Source organism: Chryseobacterium sp. BLS98 (assembly GCF_001045445.1).
Taxonomy (GTDB): domain Bacteria; phylum Bacteroidota; class Bacteroidia; order Flavobacteriales; family Weeksellaceae; genus Chryseobacterium.
The window spans coordinates 424,934-442,830 of the sequence record NZ_LFNF01000003.1 but is presented as its reverse complement, the minus strand read 5'-3'; the positions used below and the strand labels follow the sequence as shown (position 1 = coordinate 442,830).

The following is a 17,897-nucleotide window of genomic DNA, read 5'->3' as shown; positions in this document are numbered from 1 at the left end:
TTACTAAAGCTTTAATTTTTTAAATATAAATTCAGGGATATTTCTGATGATCATCATTATAATACCCCAAACCGGCAATACATAGGCAACATTCTTCCGCTTTTTGAAAGCTTTATAAATACAGTCTGCTGCTTGTTTCGGGGTTGCGGTCAGTTTAGGATTCAAAGGCAGCCCTTCCGTCATTTTTGTGGCCATAAAACCCGGTTTTACGGTAAGAACATGTACTTTTTTATCAAAAAGGTAATTACGGAGCCCACTAAGATAAGCCGTAAAAGCTGCTTTTGCACTTCCGTAGATAAAATTACTCTGTCTCCCACGGTCTCCTGCTACCGATGATAGCCCGATAATTGTTCCTGACCTTCTGCTTTCAAATTTCTGAGCAAAAAAGTTCATCACGGGAACCAGCTTCGAATAATTGATATTAATAATCTTTTCTGTATTCCTGTTATCATAAAGACCTTCCTCCGTACCATCTCCCAAATATCCTGCAGCACAAAATAATACATTTGAACTGACATGATCAAATTTATTGTAATCAATCTCTTTCATCAGATCAATTTCAATGACTTCAGACTGCTGCAGAAACTTTACATCAATGTGTCTTGCGAATCTTTCCGTTGTTTCCCTACTTGAAGTAAAGAGATATATTCTTTCAAACTTTTCGCCTTCCTGCAGGGCTTTTTCCACAAATGCCTGTGCCACTTCAGACGTACTTCCCAGAACTATCATTATGAATTGTTGTTTATGATTCTTTTGTGCTGTAAAGACACAAATTTTGAACTTTGAATATTCTTAAGGTAATTGGTAAGCGAAGATCTGCTCATGCTGTCTTTGGTAAGATAGATCCTTCCTCCGAATTGCTGTACAATATCATCCAATTTATCCACCAATTTTTTCAGTTTAGAGTTGACCTTAAAATCAAGTGCCAGAGTATATCCTTCGAACGGAAATGAATTATAAGCCTCAGGATTATTTTTTCCGAATAGCTTTAAAACCGCCAGGAACGATCCGTTGCCACTTGCAGCAATGGTTTCCAGGATTTGCTTCATTCCTTCTTTACCTGCTTCTTTCGGGATGACCATCTGGTACTGGATGAATCCTGATTTCCCGTAGATTTTATTCCAGTCAGTAATGGCATCTAAGGGATAGAAAAATGTTTCGTAATCAATGAACGATTTAACTTCTTTTTTAGTCTGCTTTTTATAATACAGGAGGTTGAAGATTTTCACTGTCAAAGCATTCAGGACAAAGCCTGGAAAATAAAAAGGAACTGTAGGCTGTAGCTTCTTCTTCAGTCTTAGCGGCTGTTTCGCAAGATTTTGAGGAAGTTCATGCTGAAAAGCGTGTTCACCTCTCATTAAAATACTTCTTCCTAAGTTTTTGCCTTTCTGAAGACAATCGATCCAGGCCACTGTATACGTCCAGCTTTCGCTTTCTTCAAAGAGCCTGAAAATTTCATCCAGATTCTCTGCTTTTATGCTTTCCTGACGAATGTAGGCGGATTGTATATTTTTAAGTTTAAATTTTACAGTAAGGATAATTCCGGTAAGCCCCATTCCTCCAATGGTAGCCCAGAATTTATCTGAATTTTCCTCTCTGGAGCATGTGATGATATCTCCATTTTCGGTCATCAGTTTAAATTCAGTCACATATTCTGAAAAACAGCCCTCTGCATGATGGTTTTTACCGTGAACATCAGAAGCAATTGCCCCTCCTACCGAAATAAATTTGGTTCCCGGTGTTACATACAAAAAATAGCCTTGTGGAACCGAGATTTCAAGTATATCTGAAAGCAAAACGCCGGATTCACATTCGATAATCCCGTTAAGACGGTCGAAACTGATAAATTTGTTCAGTTTTTTGGTAGAAAATATGGTTTCTCCCAGGGAAGCATCACCGTAGCATCTTCCATTGCCTCTGGCAATAATTTCGTTATGACTGAGTACAAATTCTTTTATTTTTTTGAAGCTGTCCTCAGATCTCATTTCTTTCTCTACCACCGGGAAATTGCCCCAGTTGGTAACTTTCTGTATGAAATTCGGCTTCATTTTTTAAAATAAATCTGGATTAAAAAGGCAGCTACCCAAAGTATTAAAGTGATCTGAATATACCGGTCTCTGTACACAATTTTCGTAGGAGATTCTGTTCTGTTGTATACCAATGTCTGCTGCAGGTATCTTAAGAATGCAAAAACTACAAAGATGACGGTATAAAAAACTCTTTCATGGAATCTTGCCTGAACTTCAGGGGAAAGGGTAAACATCAGATAACAGACAATAGCCAGTGTCACTGAAATAGACAGGGCAATGTCTGCAAACTGTACATTGTACCCATCCAGCGCCTTCCTGGTTTTACCGGAAACCTGGGCATTGATAAGCTCTCCTCTCCTTTTTCCAATAGCTAAAACAAGGGCAAGTACAAAAGTAAGTAATATTGCCCATTGTGAAATCCCAATCCCCGTAATGTATCCTCCAGCTAAAACTCTGAATACAAAACCTAAAGCAATAATAAAAATATCAATAATCGGTACATGCTTAAGCCTGAAGGTATATGCCAGATTCATCACAATATAAAGCCCGATAATTGTAGCAAACTTCCATAAAGGCTCAAAAAAATAAAGCTGGGCAAGGAATACCAGCGCAACATCAATGATAACAAGCCCTGTGAGAATTCCTATGGCCTTGGATTTTGAGATAGCTCCGCTTGCAAGAGGCCGTCTTCTTTTTTCAGGGTGTTTTCTATCTGCTTCTATATCGTTATAGTCATTAAGAATATAAACCACACTTGCTGCAAGGGAAAAAATAATAAAAGCAAAAATGCTTTTCGTAAGTAAGTCTACATTTGTAATGTTTCCGGAAAAGAACAAGGGAACAAAAACAAAAAGGTTTTTCACCCATTGCTCCACACGGAGGAGTTTAAGATATTTCTTCATTTATGCTATTTCGGTTACAAAAATAGGGAATTCAAAATTTACACCATAAAAATACAAAAAAAACCGCCGAGGCGGTCTTTTACGAAAATATTTATATAAAATTAATTACTGCCCTTGCTGAGCATCATTAATCATTTTCTCATTAGCAGTAATGGCAAATTCCACTCTTCTGTTTTTAGCTCTTCCTTCTTCTGTATCGTTGCTAGCCACCGGCATAGCTTCTCCTTCTCCTTTAGTAATCATTCTGCTGGATGCAATTCCTTTTCCTGAAAGATAAGCTTTTACTGCATCTGCTCTTCTTTGTGAAAGAGACAGGTTGTAAGCATCTGTACCTTTACTGTCTGTGTGACCATAGATATTGATATTGGTATCCGGGTTATCAACAAGTACTTTTGCCAATTTATCAAGGTTTGCCTGAGCGGTAGAAGTAAGATTTGAAGAGTCAAAAGCGAAGTTCACAATGCTTTCGTTCATGGTAATCTTAATACCATCTCCTACTCTTTCTACTTCAGCTCCCGGTAAAGTTTCTTTGATCTCCTTAGCCTGCTTATCCATTTTATTACCAATCACGTTACCTGCAACACCACCGATAATCCCCCCAAGCACTGCTCCTAGAGCTGCATTTTTACCTTTACCTACATTATTCCCCAGAATACCCCCGATGACAGCTCCGGATGCAACACCTACTGCTGTACCTCTCTGCTGGTGGTTAGAATTCTGAACCGCTTCACAGCTGGTTAATAATAATGCTGATGATAAGAATAGAGCTCCTATATATGTTTTAGTAAATTTCATTTTTTTAATCTTTATATGTTGATAAATTATTTCATTCCTGTTCTCTGGAAGTTGTAAACAACCTGCACTGTGCTTCCGTCGAAAGGAACGTTCTGTACAAGTGAAAACTGGTCTGTAGACTGATTAGTGATTGTTAAAGAGTATCCTACAGTATTTTGCTTAGCTTTTGTTCCCGCAGCGATTTTTTTAAACAGGAAAGTATTGCCGTCTTTTACTTCAAATTTGATTGGCTGTGTAAGGCTTGGGCAAGCTCCACCTCCGTTTAAAGTATAGGCACCGGTGTAGTTATTTGGAATTAATCTCCAATGACTTCCTACAAAACACTGAGCATCTGCTCCTTCATCAAAAGGCTTGATTTTAAACCCTTTTTCATAATCTACACTTACAATTTGCCAATCACCTTTTAATTTCAGGTATTCGACTCTCTGGTTTTGTGATGTTTCTGCTTTTTTCACTGAGGAACAAGACACTGCAAAAAGTGATGTTCCGATCATCCCTGCAAGTAGTAACTTTTTCATTTTGTTGTTTATTATTTTGTTATTTATAAAGTTACAAAAAACCGTGCCAAATTGAATAATAAAAATAAAAAAAGTCCGAAAATTTCGGACTTTAAATGCTTTCTCCTTATATACAGGGAGATATATTATTTTTTAACAGCCTTTTTTACGGATTTCGCAGGTTTGGCATTACTTGATGATTTACCATCATAAAAGTTGGTATAAGCATATTCTGCCGCTTTCTGAAGATCGATCACTCCTCCAGCCTGAGAATAGTCCGGGAATTTATTATCTGCATTAGGATTACTGCTTTTCACCAATGCTTCAATGACCTGGTAAGGCTTCAGATTAGGCATATAAGCCAATAATACAGCTGCGGCTCCGGCTACCACCGGCGATGCCATAGAAGTTCCCTGAAGGTATTTGTATTCGTTTTTAGGAACTGTAGAATAGATTTCTTCCCCTGGTGCAAAAACGTTTACCATTTTCTTATTGTAGTTGGAGAAACTTGCTCTAAGCTCATTATTTCTGTTGGTACTTGCCCCTACAACCAATACGTTGTTTACAAATGGTTTTTCATCTGCTACATTTTTAAAGTTGGTAGGGTAAGCAAGATGCTCAGCCACATCTTCATTTTCGTTACCGGCTGCTTTTACCAAAAGAACTCCCTTGTCTTCAGCATACTTAAAGGCATCCCATACCACATTTTTACCAGGAGAAACCGGTTTTCCGAAGCTCATATTCAATACTTTAGCACCGTTATCAACTGCATATCTGATGGCGTTGGCAACGTCTTTATCTCTTTCATCACCGTTTGGAACGGTTCTTACAGACATAATTTTAGCTATTTTGGAAGCTACCCCATATTGTATTTCTTTTCCCTGAGGAAGTCCGGCAATGATTCCTGCAACATGTGTCCCGTGCTCCGCATCCGGTCCTTCATAATCATTATTCCCGTAATTTTTTTCGGAATAATCATCATAGTTATCACCAACGATTTCTTTTCTCGGATCATAACTCAAATCGTACTGCTTGGATTGTGGTGCAAAATGGTCGATAGCTTCTTTCATCTGCTCTTTCATCAGTTTTTCGAAATCTGCTGAAGATTTCCCTTTGAATTCAGGGCTTTGAGAAACCTGTCCCAAAATATTAAGAGCAATAGCATCTTTCTGGTCCGTCGGAGGTTTAATTGCATTAATAGTTTCTGCCGTAACAGGCTTACCTCCTAACAGTTTTACCATATTCGGGATGAGAGTGTTGATCATGGTATAGGTCTGAAGGTTCTGCTTTGCCTCTACACTTTTTTTAGTGAAAAGCTCTTTAGACTTCATGTACATGGCAAACTCCTCCGGCATTTTTGCCTGGTTGGCTTTGTTTTTTGCAGAGTCGTCTCCTTCGAAAACGGGTTTGTATTTAGAAACAACTCTTGTTACCTCCATATTGTCGATATCAATATCCCCGTTTTTTCCGCCGATAAAATTCCAGCCATGGATATCGTCGATATATCCATTTCCATCATCATCTTTTCCGTTTCCGGGAACTTCATTGGGATTTGACCAGATATTTTTAACAAGACCCGGGTGGTCTACCTGAACACCGCTATCCAGAACCCCTACTACAACAGTTTTTGGCTTAAGGCCTTTGGATTCCAAATATTTATATGCGTTCGCCGTATTTACTCCGTATACTTTAGAGGTAGAAAAATCTTTATGATACCAGGTCATAAGATCTTTATCTTCTTTAGGATCAATGCTCTTCGCCTGAGATTCCTGAGCGTAAGAGAAACTAAAACCTGCCAGAAAAACAGCAGCTAATAATACCTTTTTCATATGTTGATACTTATTTTTTAAGGTCATATGTCATTGCCAATTGATTGGATCATTTCCGGTTAATGGCCCTTCCATATTATAATTGTTTAATACTTTTTATATAAGTCAGAGATTCGGGGCCTTTGTTACAAATAAGATCCAGAACCGACAAATCTTCCAAAAATCCCAGTTTATCAGAGAAAGTCTGGTAATATTCTTCCATTTGAAATTCAGAAGGAAGTTTAGCCGAAAATTTCTCTCTGAAATTAATGCTTTCAGGATTTTTGATATATTCTTTATTCAAAGACTGTGCCTTTTCTGTTTTAAGGATCTGCTGAATAACTTCCAGTCCTTTCAGGTTGAAATCAAGGAGAAATTTTTCTTTCAGATCATATATTTTCCTGAATTTATCTTCATAATATTCAAAATATGGAGAACTCTGATAGGCTGTTTTGATGGATTTCCAATGCAGGTTTCTCCAGTCTTCCCTGTAAGAAATTTCGATGTCTTTATATTCTCTTTTACCATTATGGTTGATGGGAATGATCAGGGAAAGCTTCCCGTTTGCCCCGTAGATATTGGTTCTGTTTCTATAGGTCTGTTTCGGAAAGTTTTCATACTGTTCAAATATAATCTCATTTTCAGGATTTAAAAACACTGAAAACCATGAAACCGGAGGCATATAAAATACCGGCAATAATACATTTGTCATATTCATCATATAAAAATGAAGTATTTTTTCAAATACTTCATTTTATTTTAATTTTAAATTTAGTTATAATTCGTCTTCTGTTTTTTTCTTTCTGAATAATTTCATGAAATACTCCCAACCAAAGAATAATATAAGGATCATTGCAGCGATCCACCAATATGAAGTTTTATTGGCTTCACCTGTATTGGTTGCTTTAAACATTCTCTCCCAACGGATCTTAAACGGAGCCTGGTAAGAAGAGCTGCTGTCCTTGAATGCCCCCTGAAGGCTCATCCATGTGAACATTGGTTTTCCTACAATATTTTCTTCCGGAACAAAACCGAAGAATCTTGCATCCAGTGAAGCGTCCCTGTTATCCCCTACCATCATATAATAGTCCTGCTGGATGGTATACTGACTGGCTTCTTTCCCGTTGATCAGAATTTTTCCGTTGCTTTTCTGAAGGCTGTTGTGTTCATACTCAGAAATGATCCACTGATACATCGGAAGTGTTTCGCTGTTTATGGCTACTACATCTCCTTTTTTAGGAATCTTCAAAGGACCGTACCAGTCCTGGTTCCAAGGTTTGTTGATCGGGAAGATAGACTGTGTAGTATCTATTTTTGTTTTGGCTTCATCTTTATAATATACCGCTGCTTCACCTTTTGCCGTAACATCCTCTTTCATGTCAATTACCTGGGGAAGCTGTTTTATTTCCTGGGCGGTTTTATCGGTTAGTCCCTGGAAGGCATAAATATACCCTTTTTCCGCCTGAATCTCCTGTACAGGCAAGAATCCATAGGTGTTATATAATGCAGGAATATCCAGCTGGCTTCCGGTATTTACAATATATCTGTGCTGTACTTCCTGATCGCCTAAAACGGTCTCCGGCTTTCCATTAACGAAAAGTCTTCCGGCTCTCATTTCAAAAGTATCACCGGCAACAGCTACACATCTTTTAACGTAAGGGTCTTTTCTGTCGATCGCTGTATGCACAGAATCCTGAGGATAGTTGAAAACCACCACATCATTTTTCTGAGGCTTACTGAACTGGAAAATTCTTGTATAAGGAAGCTTGATAGCATCTACGTAAGATTTGGGATCATCTTTTGGATTGCCTTTCTGTCCGGTATCCATAATGGTTCCCTGAAGGAATGGTATGGCAACAGGACGCATCGGCATTCTGTAACCGTAGCTCCATTTGTTTACAAAAAGGAAGTCTCCCACAAGAAGTGTTCTTTCCATAGATCCTGTAGGAATCCCGAAAGGCTGCGTTACAAAAACGTGGATAATGGTTGCAAAAACAACCGCAAACGTAATAGATCCTATGAATGTATCTTTCTTTTTTGCATTTTTTTCTTCGTCTGTAATGAAGAGATCATCAGCGTTTTCATCTTCTATTTCCACATCTTTGGAATAGTTCACCGTAGCCATGTAAATAAATGGCAGAATAACAGTGAGAAGCTGATTTTGAAACAGACTTTTTCCAAATTTCTTCATTAAATAAATATGGAAAACAGACATCATAATAGGTCCTACTATCGGAAGGTAAGACAGAATCGCCCACCATTTCGGATGTTTTGTTTCCTTTAATATAATAAAGTAATTATAGAAAGGTATAAATGCAAATAAGGGGCTGTACCCCATTTTTTTGAACAGCTTCCAGGTGGAAATCCCCATCAGTAAAGACAAAATGAGAACATATACTGTATAAGTTAAAAAATAATTCATAGTTTTTTGTGCCTATTCTAAATATATAAATGATAAATGATGAGTAATAAATGATTACAGCATTCTGCTATTTATAATTTACTAGTCATCATTTTTCTTTTTAATTGGTCTGCAATTTAAAGAATTTGTTACAATTAAAGTCCCAAAACATCCTTCATTGTGAAGTTTCCTTTTTTGTCTTTGATCCATTCTGCAGCGACTACCGCTCCGAGGGCAAACCCGTTTCTGTTGAACGCCGTATGCTTTATTTCAATTTCGTCTACTTCGCTTTTGTAATAAACGCTGTGGGTACCCGGAACTTCATCTTCACGGATAGCAAAGATTCCAAGCTCTTTTCCCTGGGTTTCTTCCAGCTTCCAGGCGTTAAATTTAGGGTTATTTTTGATGATTCCTTCGGCAATGGAAATTGCGGTTCCGCTTGGGGCATCTTTTTTGTGTATGTGGTGAATTTCTTCCAGCTGGCAAGAATATTCATCCACATTTTTCATGATTTCGGCTACTTTTTCGTTCAATGCAAAAAATAAATTAACACCCAAACTAAAATTTGAGCCGTACAGGAATGCACTGTCATGATCCACAGCCATTTTTTCAACCTCTTCTTTTTTCTCCAGCCATCCTGTGGTGCCACAAATGACCGGAATTTTATTTTCAAGGCATGCTTTGATATTATCATATGCAGCTTCAGGCAGTGAAAACTCGATCGCTACATCGGCATTATTTAGATTTTCAGCTGTTGGAGTCTCTTTAAGGCGGGCTACTATTTCGTGGCCTCTCTTTTGTGCAATTTCATCAATAATCTTCCCCATTTTACCGTATCCAACTAATGCTATTTTCATATGATATTTTATTTTAATCCATGAACCTTTCAGTTCACATGATGTGTATTATTCTTTTTTTAAAATCTGTAACTTAAACTTAAACCTGTTTTAGGGGTAGAAAACCCATACTGATCCTGAATTACTGTAGGGTTGAAGCTGAGATCCGGATCGTGGCGGCTTTCGTAAAGATGCGCATCTACTACAGCATCTACAATGTTCAGAATGTAAATGAGACCTGTAATGGCTATAGCGTAATCTCTTTGTCTTTTGTATCTGTCCTGGGCATTTCCGAAAGCTTTTTTATCCAGCCAGGGATGACTGTCTACAAATTCATTAGGAGTTCCGTTAAGTTTTGCCACATAATATTCCCTGTATTTTTTGTACTGGTTGTTACTCCATATCGTATATCCGATCCCGGCTCCCACAGCTCCCCATACAATAGGAATTTTGATGTATTTTTTATTATAATACTGTCCCAACCCAGGAAGTACGGCAGAGTACAATCCTGCTCTCGTAGGATTGAGCTTAACAGTTTTTCTGGTAGGTCCATTTGCATTTTCAAGATCTTCAATGATCTTCGCTTCCGTTTTTACAGGTTTTGTTGTGGGTTTTACAGTTTTAGTAACGACCACACTATCCTTTGGAAGAGGCTCTGCACGAATGGTATCGCCGGGAGTAACCTGCGAATAGGTGAAAGCAAAAATGCACAAAAAGAATGTGAAAAATAATTTATTCATTATTTAATATGGGATAAAATATACTCCAGTTCTTCTTCATTTTTGAAGTCAAGGAGAATTTTACCTTTTTTCCCGTTTCCGGAGGTTTTGATTTCTACTTTTACGTCTAAAATATCAGCAATCGTTTTCTGTGCTCTTTTATAGTTGTTGGAAAGCTCAGTATTTACTTTTTTTGCTGCCGGTGATTTAGGATTCTTCAATGCTGTAGCAGCCTGCTCGGCCTGACGTACATTGAGTTTTTCTTTAATAATCAGATCAAATAAGATCTGCTGGTGTTCTTCATTTTCAAGACTGATGATGGCTCTACCGTGTCCTGCAGAAATTTCACCGCTTCTGATGGCGTTCTGAATATCAGGGTTCAATCTCAGGAGTCTGATCGAGTTGGTAATGGTACTTCTGTCCTTTCCTACTCTCTGGCTCAGGTTTTCCTGGGTAAGACCAATCTCATCCAAAAGCCTTTGGTAGGTCAGAGCAATCTCAATAGCATCAAGATCTTCTCTCTGGATATTTTCAACAAGAGCCATTTCCAGGAGCTCCTGGTCATTGACTAAACGGATATAAGCAGGAACTGTCGGAAGACCGGCAATTTTACTGGCACGGTAACGTCTTTCCCCTGATATGATTTCGAATTTCTCGCCGTCTTTCCTTAGAGTAATAGGCTGGATTACCCCCAGATTTTTTATTGACAGGGCAAGTTCGTTTAACGCTTTTTCGTCAAAATAAGTTCTCGGCTGGGTGGGATTCGGATAAATATCTTCAAGGGCTACCTCTACGATGTTTCCTACAAACTTGTCTGCTCCTTCATCAGTAGCGGAGTTGACACTCGCTTTGGATTCAGCACTCAAGATGGCGCCCAAACCACGTCCCATAGCTCTTTTTTTGTCCTTCATATATATAATTGATAAATGATGTTTGATAAGTGATGGTGCTCATTCACTTATGAGTGCATTTATTTATTAAATTAATTTTTTACTAAATTTTCGTTTTTCAATAGAACCTCTTCAGCCAACTGGATATACTGAATGGCTCCTTTGCTTTCTGCATCGTAATTCAGAATACTTTCACCGAAGCTAGGTGCTTCGCTCAACCTTACGTTTCTGCTGATGATGGTTTCAAAAACCATGTCAGGGAAGTGAGAGTTCACTTCTTCCACCACCTGGTTGGATAATCTTAACCTACTGTCGTACATCGTAAGAAGCAGCCCTTCTATACCAAGATCTTTATTGTGGATCTTCTGCACATTTTTAATGGTATTCAGAAGCTTGCCAAGTCCTTCCAATGCAAAATATTCGCACTGAATCGGGATAATCACAGAATCTGCTGCAGTAAGGGCATTTACCGTAATAAGTCCTAAACTCGGCGCACAGTCTATAATGATATAGTCATAATCATTTCTCACTTCTGCCAATGCTTTCTTCAGCATATACTCACGGTTTTCTTTGTCCACGAGCTCAATTTCTGCTGCTACAAGGTCAATATGAGAAGGAATGATATCCAGATTGGGGCTGGCAGTTCTTTTGATACATGTTCTTGTATCTGCACTGTGCTCCAGAAGATTATAGGTAGAGTACTGAACATCTTCCACACCCAGACCTGAGGTTGCATTAGCCTGAGGATCAGCATCAATGATCAATATTCTTTTTTCCAACACCCCCAATGCAGCTGCAAGGTTTACAGCCGTAGTAGTTTTTCCTACTCCTCCTTTTTGATTAGCGATACCTATGATTTTTGCCATTATTAGAACTTTAGGTTTCAAAAATACACTTTTTTCTTTGCTCCCGATGAGTGGCGAAATCCAAAATTGAGTTAAAGTATTGTTAATAAACGGTTTAACAATTAAAAAAATTATCCACAAAAAAAATTCTTTGTGGATAACTATTTTAAGGTTTGTTTTTATGCCGATTATTCAAAGTTCATTGTGATTGGAAATTTGAAATAACTTCTTACGGTTTCACCTTGCTTATTTTTAGCCGGCTTCCATAATCCTTTAACATTCTTAATGGTTCTTATCGCTTCATTATTAAATTCAACATCTTTACCATTAGCCTTTAAACCGGAAATTGTTCCATCTTTCTCTACAACGAAAGTTATAATTGTTCTCATGGTATCTCCATTCCCTTCAAATCCTGAAATGTCAAAATTGTTCATCACCTTATTTCTGAATACATCAATTCCTCCGGCAAATACCGCTTCAGAAGCAAGTTCGTTATCGCTTGCAATATGATTATCGGGAACTTTTGCAGGCGGTGTAGGCGGAATATAAGGCACTGCAGGCCCTGTTCCTGCCTGAGGTGGCACAGGATGATAATTTGTTGTTGCAATCGTCCCTTCCAGATTACTTGTTGGTCCGGCAACTGCTCCTTCAATTTTTTCTACCACTTTTTCCGTTTTTACAGTTGCTTTAGGCTCAGGAATGGTTGCATCATATGTTTTGACCTTTTCAGGTTGAGCCTCAGGTAAATTGACTTCCACCGGCGGCATAACATCAGGCTGATCAACATCTTTAATATCAAAGGGACCAAAATCGCAAGCTATAATGCTATCTATAATTTTAGGTCCTTGTAATGCCGAAATCACAAACGGCGTTACTGAAATTGCAGCCAGTAAACTAACGCCTACAAAAAGGGCTTTGGTCAGTATTTTATCTGATTCATTTCTTAATACATAAGCACCATATTCTTTGTTGCGGTGCTCAAAAAGAACTTCGTTGAAACGAAATTCCTGATTTTGATTTAGGTGTTTCATCACTATTAAATATTTAAACTGTTAAAAAATAAGTGATTATTAGTTTGGTGTGTTCTTATCGATAAGTATTGTTTCGATATCAAAACATCTGCCAAAATTTTATCAAAACATCAATATTTTAAAAAAAATTATAACAATATGCAAACTTTAACATTCCAATCTATCCGAAATATTTAAAATTCAATCTTAATGCATTTTATTATTCGCAAAAAATCAATCTTAATTTATAAAATATGCATCATAAAATTAAAAACAGTAAAAACCCCATTCAAAAACAGGAAAACCACTGATGAATTAATTTTAAAACCAGTATACATTTGTACCATAGAAAATCGGGGATGCTGAAAACCATAAAGAGTAAGCAACTAAAAAAAACTTATAATTATGCCAACTTTAACACAAGAAGCAAAATCAACTTCATTAATGAGCATGCTTTTAAAGCAGGTTTATGACACACTAACCAACGGAGGAAATCCTGAATACCTGGGAACTGATGATTTTATAGCATTTGATCCGGTAGGGATTACCTTATCAGAAGACACTTTCGATTATGCACTGAATGGCCTGTTCGGGGATGCCCCTTCTCCGAAACCTATGCTGGACGGAACAGGAAAACCTATCCTGGATGCCAACGGAAATCCGAAAATCGATATGGAAGCCTACCAGACTGCCCTATCCAACAGTAAATTCAAAAAATATCTTCAGATGGAACAGTTTGCCGCCATGGTAGATTCAGTACCTTCTCATTTACCTCCGCTTACTGAAGACGGAAAAGGAAGAGCCATTACCATCATGACTGATTCTGAAAAAAAGGTTTCCAAAGTATATGAGGATCTTTTACAATGGTCCGTAGTCGTGGATACAGATTTTGATAAAAAAGTAGAAAAGAAACTGGACTCTCTGAGAGACAAATTGTTCAAAATAAAAAAGGTAAAAAATCCTGATTTTGATGAGAACGCCCCGGTAGATGACCTGAACAAGCCTGAACTGATCCACACGTTTGTAGCACCTACTTATGCAAAATACGTAGAGTACCAGATGAAATATTATGACATCGTGGATGCCAATAACGAGATCAGAACCGCTGCTGATAACGGGGATACTGATGCCATGGCCAAATTATCCATTGACGGGAAAAACATGAAAAAGCGCGAAGATGCTGCTTTGAAGGCATGGCAATCTTTAGGCTACAAAGAAGCTGTGGAAAGAATTCAGAATTACCTGAGCGAAATTGAGGAAAAGCACATGCTTGTGATCAAGAAAAGAATCCAGGCAGAATTCAGGAACAGCCAGAGAACAAGAATTTTAGATTATACCAACTATTCTCCATGTATTCCGGTAGCAGCCAATGCATTAAGAGAATCAAAAGGCTGGCCTGAAATCTCCATATCACAGGGAAAATCTAATTATGATTATTCTAAAACCATTCATAACTGGAGTGCTGCAGGAGGTTTCAGCATGGGATTATTCTCCATTGGAGCAAAAGGAGGAGGAAAAAATGAAAAAACCCAGATCAACTCTGATTATTCCAGCATGAATATCTCTTTTAAAATCGGAAAGGTAAAAGTAGAAAGAGGCTGGTTCAATCAGCAGTTTATAGAATCAAAATACTGGAAACTTCACGAGCAGTCTCCACAGACGCTGAACGGCGACATGATCAGTGATGGAAACGGAAAAGGACTAATGCCATCCATCATCACAGAACTGATTATTGCCAAAGATGTTTCCCTGGATTTCAAAGACAGCGCCTCGGCTTATACCGATGCTAAAAATTCCATATCGGCAGGAGGTGCTGTAGGAATAGGACCTTTCGTCATCGGCGGAAATTACAGCTACGACAATCAGAATGTAAAATCCAGCTATGAGTGGGATAATAAAAAACTGACCTCAAAAGGAATTTACATTATCGGTTACAAATGCCACATCGTACCGAAGTCTCCAAACCCGAACCCTGAAATCAAAAAATGGGCAGACGGAAAATCGTAGTCAGATAAAGAAGTCTGAAGCCGGAAGAAAGAAGTTACTTAAAGCCGAAAGTATAAATTTTGCAGTAACTATTCAAAAAAACAAGTACCCACTAGAGCTTCACGCTCCGGTCTTCAAACTTCCAGATCTTTCAATCTTAATTTCACTTACCTGAATTTAGATTACTTATATCCTTCTCAATAAGAATAACCGGTGGAAATATTTTCTGCCGGTTATTCACCTAAACTAAAAACGATAACCATGAAATATTTCGTAGCCGTCTACCAGAAGCTGAAGAACATTTATATGTCTCAAAGCTCAATGGAAAATGACCTTCCGATGATATGCCCTTCCCTTCGCATTTATGACAATGAGGAACTGGAACTTCTGAAACCCCAGAGCCTACTGAATGATGAGCAGAAGAAAGCCCTTTCGATTATTAAAAAGCAAAATGTAGCGTATGAACTGAATTCAGTTCCTATTTCGCCCAACTTCTGGGATCTGAATCCCAATAACTCCCTATTTGATATTTACAGGGATATCCTGGATAAAAATAATCTGAAGGACCTAGAGCAAAACCTGGATAAAGTCCTTGAAACCAAAAGCACGGTTCTTTTTGATACCAAAAACAGCGATACCAAGGAGTTCAAAGCTTATAAAAAATACAGAACACTGCACGAAGATACCGTAAATAAAGTGACTGATCATCTGCTTCTGTTCGACAGCCTTGAAACTGATGAGGAAAAAAGCAACTGGAACGACAGGCTTATCACTTTAAATAATCTGAAAGAACTGGCTTTTTCCGAATGGAAGGTAAAAGGCAGTAAGGATCTTATTGAAAAAGAACTGACAAGGATCAATAAATCTTCCGATGCCGATCTGTATCTTGCCATGGCACAAAATGCCAAACATACCTTTGAAGCTGCAGAAAAAACGGATGTGATCAGCAATTCTTCCATTCACGACATCCATTTTATTCCATATGATTTCATGGAAAATGAATCGGGATGGAACAGCATGCGTATTGAAAGATCTGAACTTGAAGGGCTTCACTCCGAGGCAAAAAATGGTAATGAAAATATCCCTTCAGAAATTTTATCCATAGATTATGACGAAAGCATGATTCAGGCTGTGGAAGTGGATTATTCGTTTGTCCATTTGAAAAGGAACTGGTTCAATAAAAATTTTATGCTGTCTGATTATTTTGAATGGAAAGAACCTAAAAAAATATCGGACGGGCTGACCATCTCCAACGATTTCAAGCTTCCAGCATTTCCAAAGACAATGATCCTGATCAAAAACCTAAAAGTGATTTTGGATCCTTCCATTAACAGCGCTAACGTGAGCAACACTGAACAGCTGGTTTATTTCGGGCCAATGGTCATGAAGCAGCAGGTCTTTATCAATAAAAATAACAACCAGAAGTTCCTGAAAGCCATTACCAATGTAAAAACAATCAAATCTGACCAGCTGAATTATTTAGCCAAGAAAACAATGATTGCTGAATCTCAGAAGGCCAATGTAATGAATAATTTTTCTGCCAGAACAGCACTTGAACCTGAACCGGCAGAAAACATGAAGACTGTAGTAAATGCATCATTTGCAGGAAAAACAAATATGGGAAATATTCTGAACAACATTAAGAATTTAAGCCCTCTCAATCCGGCTCCACATGGAGCCAGCCCGGTACAGCCTGCTCCTCAGCCTACCAACCCTATTAAAGCACCGTGGGGATCATGGGGTCCAAAGTTTCCGACTATTCCCACTCCTACTCCAACCCCTTCGCCCACTCCAGTGCCAACACCAATACCTATCCCCGTGCCCGTTCCGCTACCGCCCACAGATGCTGTCGTACAGTTCCGGATCTCTGATAAGGTCAATAATGAACCTATCTACAAATGTGCTATTTCCATTAAAGGAACCAACAATAACAGGATTTTTGAGATTGAAAGCAATGAAGCAGGCATCATCAGCCAACTGATCCCAATTGGCGAATACAGCATTGAGCTGAGAATTGATGATTATGCGGTTTTAAATCAGAATTTCAGTGTCAACAGTTCCATGCCGCTTAATCTGGACTATAAACTCCAGAGGGAAGAAGTGAAATTCAAATCTTTTTTTCTGATTGGAATGATCTGTGAGAGAATGCCGAAGATACCGGTTAGTAATTGAGAAAGAGCCAAGAGCCAAGAATCAAGACATCAGATATCAGAATTAAGACTTAAAATACCTCATCGTACTTTATCTAAAAATATCATTCATCATTCATCATTCATCATTCATCATTCATCATTTATCATTTATCATTTAAAAAAACTATCATGAAACTTTTAAAATATTATACAAAAGCACCGGAAGTGCTTACCCTATGTGAGATCCTTTATCAACTTGGATACAGCATTAAGATCTCAGATTCATTTACTCTGGAAGTGGGTGCTGCCGTGAAAGATTTTCAAAGAAAAAACTCTTTGGTCGTAGACGGGATTGTGGGAGTAAAAACCTGGGCCGTTCTTCTTGAAAAGGATGAGAGACCCGAAAGCCAGACTCAAAAATTCCTGCAGGAAGCCGACCTTATCCATTTCGCAGATGAATACAGCCTTGAATTGGCAGCTGTAAAAGCAGTTAATGAAATTGAAAGCAGCGGAAAAGGTTTTCTGATCAATAATAAACCAAAAATATTGTTTGAAGGTCATATTTTCTGGAATGAGCTTAAAAAAAGGGGCATTGATCCCAATTCTTACTATAATTCAGAAAGCCAGAACGTCCTTTACCCGAAATGGACAAGGGCATATTATGAGGGCGGCGTAAAAGAATACGATCGGCTCAATGAAGCCATCAGCCTGGATGCCAATCCTGAATTCAAAGAAGCGGCACTGTCTTCCGCTTCATGGGGAAGTTTCCAGATCATGGGTTATCATGCCAAAAGTTTAGGATATGCTGATGTAAGTGACTTTGTTTCGAAGATGGAAATCAATGAAGGGGAACATTTGAAAGCATTTGGAAAATTTCTTGAAAAAAACGGCTGCCTGATCCACTTGAGAAGTAAAAACTGGGCAGGATTTGCCAAACTTTATAACGGAGCCGGCTATAAGGAAAACAAATATGATGAAAAGCTTGCGAAGGCTTATGCAAAATATTCCCAAAATTAAATAGGTTGTTTTTACAGTTCCCACAGATA

General features: G+C 38.2%; 16 protein-coding genes. 3 read left to right on the top strand and 13 right to left on the bottom strand.

From position 1 onward, the window contains the following. Positions 1-3 precede the first annotated feature (3 nt). The 13 genes from ACM40_RS13215 to ACM40_RS13155 form a co-directional block, all read right to left on the bottom strand. Positions 4-729 carry an SDR family NAD(P)-dependent oxidoreductase gene (locus ACM40_RS13215; protein WP_048503248.1) on the bottom strand — a complete coding sequence of 242 codons (726 nt, stop codon included), beginning with the start codon at positions 727-729 and terminating at the stop codon, positions 4-6. After that, the gene (locus ACM40_RS13210) at positions 729-2,048 is read right to left on the bottom strand and encodes an FAD-binding oxidoreductase (protein ID WP_048503247.1); all 1,320 of its coding nucleotides are present in this window, start codon (positions 2,046-2,048) and stop codon (positions 729-731) included. The genes ACM40_RS13215 and ACM40_RS13210 overlap by 1 nt, the downstream gene beginning before the upstream one ends. After that, positions 2,045-2,932, bottom strand: a complete 888-nt coding sequence (locus tag ACM40_RS13205) for a decaprenyl-phosphate phosphoribosyltransferase (RefSeq protein ID WP_048503246.1) — start codon at positions 2,930-2,932, stop codon at positions 2,045-2,047. The genes ACM40_RS13210 and ACM40_RS13205 overlap by 4 nt, the downstream gene beginning before the upstream one ends. Positions 2,933-3,037: 105 nt before the next feature. Further along, entirely contained in the window at positions 3,038-3,727 is a 690-nt protein-coding gene (locus ACM40_RS13200; RefSeq protein WP_048503245.1) for an OmpA family protein, read from the bottom strand. Between the two features lie 26 nt (positions 3,728-3,753). Then, complete coding sequence (locus ACM40_RS13195) at positions 3,754-4,245, bottom strand: lipocalin family protein (protein ID WP_048503244.1); 492 nt, start codon at positions 4,243-4,245, stop codon at positions 3,754-3,756. Positions 4,246-4,370: 125 nt separating this feature from the next. Then, positions 4,371-6,053 (bottom strand): S8 family serine peptidase, encoded by a 1,683-nt coding sequence (locus tag ACM40_RS13190; RefSeq protein ID WP_048503750.1) that lies wholly within the window; start codon positions 6,051-6,053, stop codon positions 4,371-4,373. Positions 6,054-6,129: 76 nt separating this feature from the next. Beyond that, positions 6,130-6,750, bottom strand: coding sequence for a WbqC family protein (locus ACM40_RS13185; RefSeq protein ID WP_185097199.1), 621 nt, complete (start codon positions 6,748-6,750; stop codon positions 6,130-6,132). Positions 6,751-6,807: 57 nt separating this feature from the next. Further along, positions 6,808-8,454: a signal peptidase I gene (lepB, locus tag ACM40_RS13180; protein WP_048503243.1), complete on the bottom strand. Its 1,647-nt coding sequence runs from the start codon at positions 8,452-8,454 to the stop codon at positions 6,808-6,810. A 134-nt stretch (positions 8,455-8,588) separates the two neighbouring features. Beyond that, positions 8,589-9,290 carry a 4-hydroxy-tetrahydrodipicolinate reductase gene (gene dapB / locus ACM40_RS13175; RefSeq protein ID WP_048503242.1) on the bottom strand — a complete coding sequence of 234 codons (702 nt, stop codon included), beginning with the start codon at positions 9,288-9,290 and terminating at the stop codon, positions 8,589-8,591. 59 nt (positions 9,291-9,349) lie between these two features. Next, positions 9,350-10,009, bottom strand: a complete 660-nt coding sequence (locus tag ACM40_RS13170; RefSeq protein WP_053077113.1) for a DUF5683 domain-containing protein — start codon at positions 10,007-10,009, stop codon at positions 9,350-9,352. After that, a complete protein-coding gene (locus ACM40_RS13165; protein WP_048503241.1) occupies positions 10,009-10,899 on the bottom strand; it encodes a ParB/RepB/Spo0J family partition protein in 891 nt (296 codons plus the stop codon). The genes ACM40_RS13170 and ACM40_RS13165 overlap by 1 nt, the downstream gene beginning before the upstream one ends. 71 nt (positions 10,900-10,970) lie before the next feature. After that, the gene (locus ACM40_RS13160; protein WP_040995517.1) at positions 10,971-11,744 is read right to left on the bottom strand and encodes a ParA family protein; all 774 of its coding nucleotides are present in this window, start codon (positions 11,742-11,744) and stop codon (positions 10,971-10,973) included. 167 nt (positions 11,745-11,911) lie between these two features. Further along, on the bottom strand, positions 11,912-12,754 hold the full coding sequence (locus ACM40_RS13155; RefSeq protein ID WP_048503240.1) for an energy transducer TonB: 843 nt from the start codon (positions 12,752-12,754) through the stop codon (positions 11,912-11,914). 384 nt (positions 12,755-13,138) lie between these two features. Here ACM40_RS13155 and ACM40_RS13150 point away from each other — a divergent pair, with 384 nt between their 5' ends. The 3 genes from ACM40_RS13150 to ACM40_RS13140 all read left to right on the top strand — a co-directional run bounded on the left by ACM40_RS13150 (position 13,139) and on the right by ACM40_RS13140 (position 17,868). Continuing rightward, a complete protein-coding gene (locus ACM40_RS13150) occupies positions 13,139-14,740 on the top strand; it encodes a hypothetical protein (protein WP_131705361.1) in 1,602 nt (533 codons plus the stop codon). Positions 14,741-14,980: 240 nt separating this feature from the next. Further along, a complete protein-coding gene (locus ACM40_RS20765) occupies positions 14,981-16,891 on the top strand; it encodes a hypothetical protein (RefSeq protein WP_048503238.1) in 1,911 nt (636 codons plus the stop codon). Positions 16,892-17,040: 149 nt separating this feature from the next. After that, positions 17,041-17,868 (top strand): N-acetylmuramidase domain-containing protein, encoded by an 828-nt coding sequence (locus ACM40_RS13140; RefSeq protein ID WP_048503237.1) that lies wholly within the window; start codon positions 17,041-17,043, stop codon positions 17,866-17,868. Positions 17,869-17,897 lie beyond the last annotated feature (29 nt).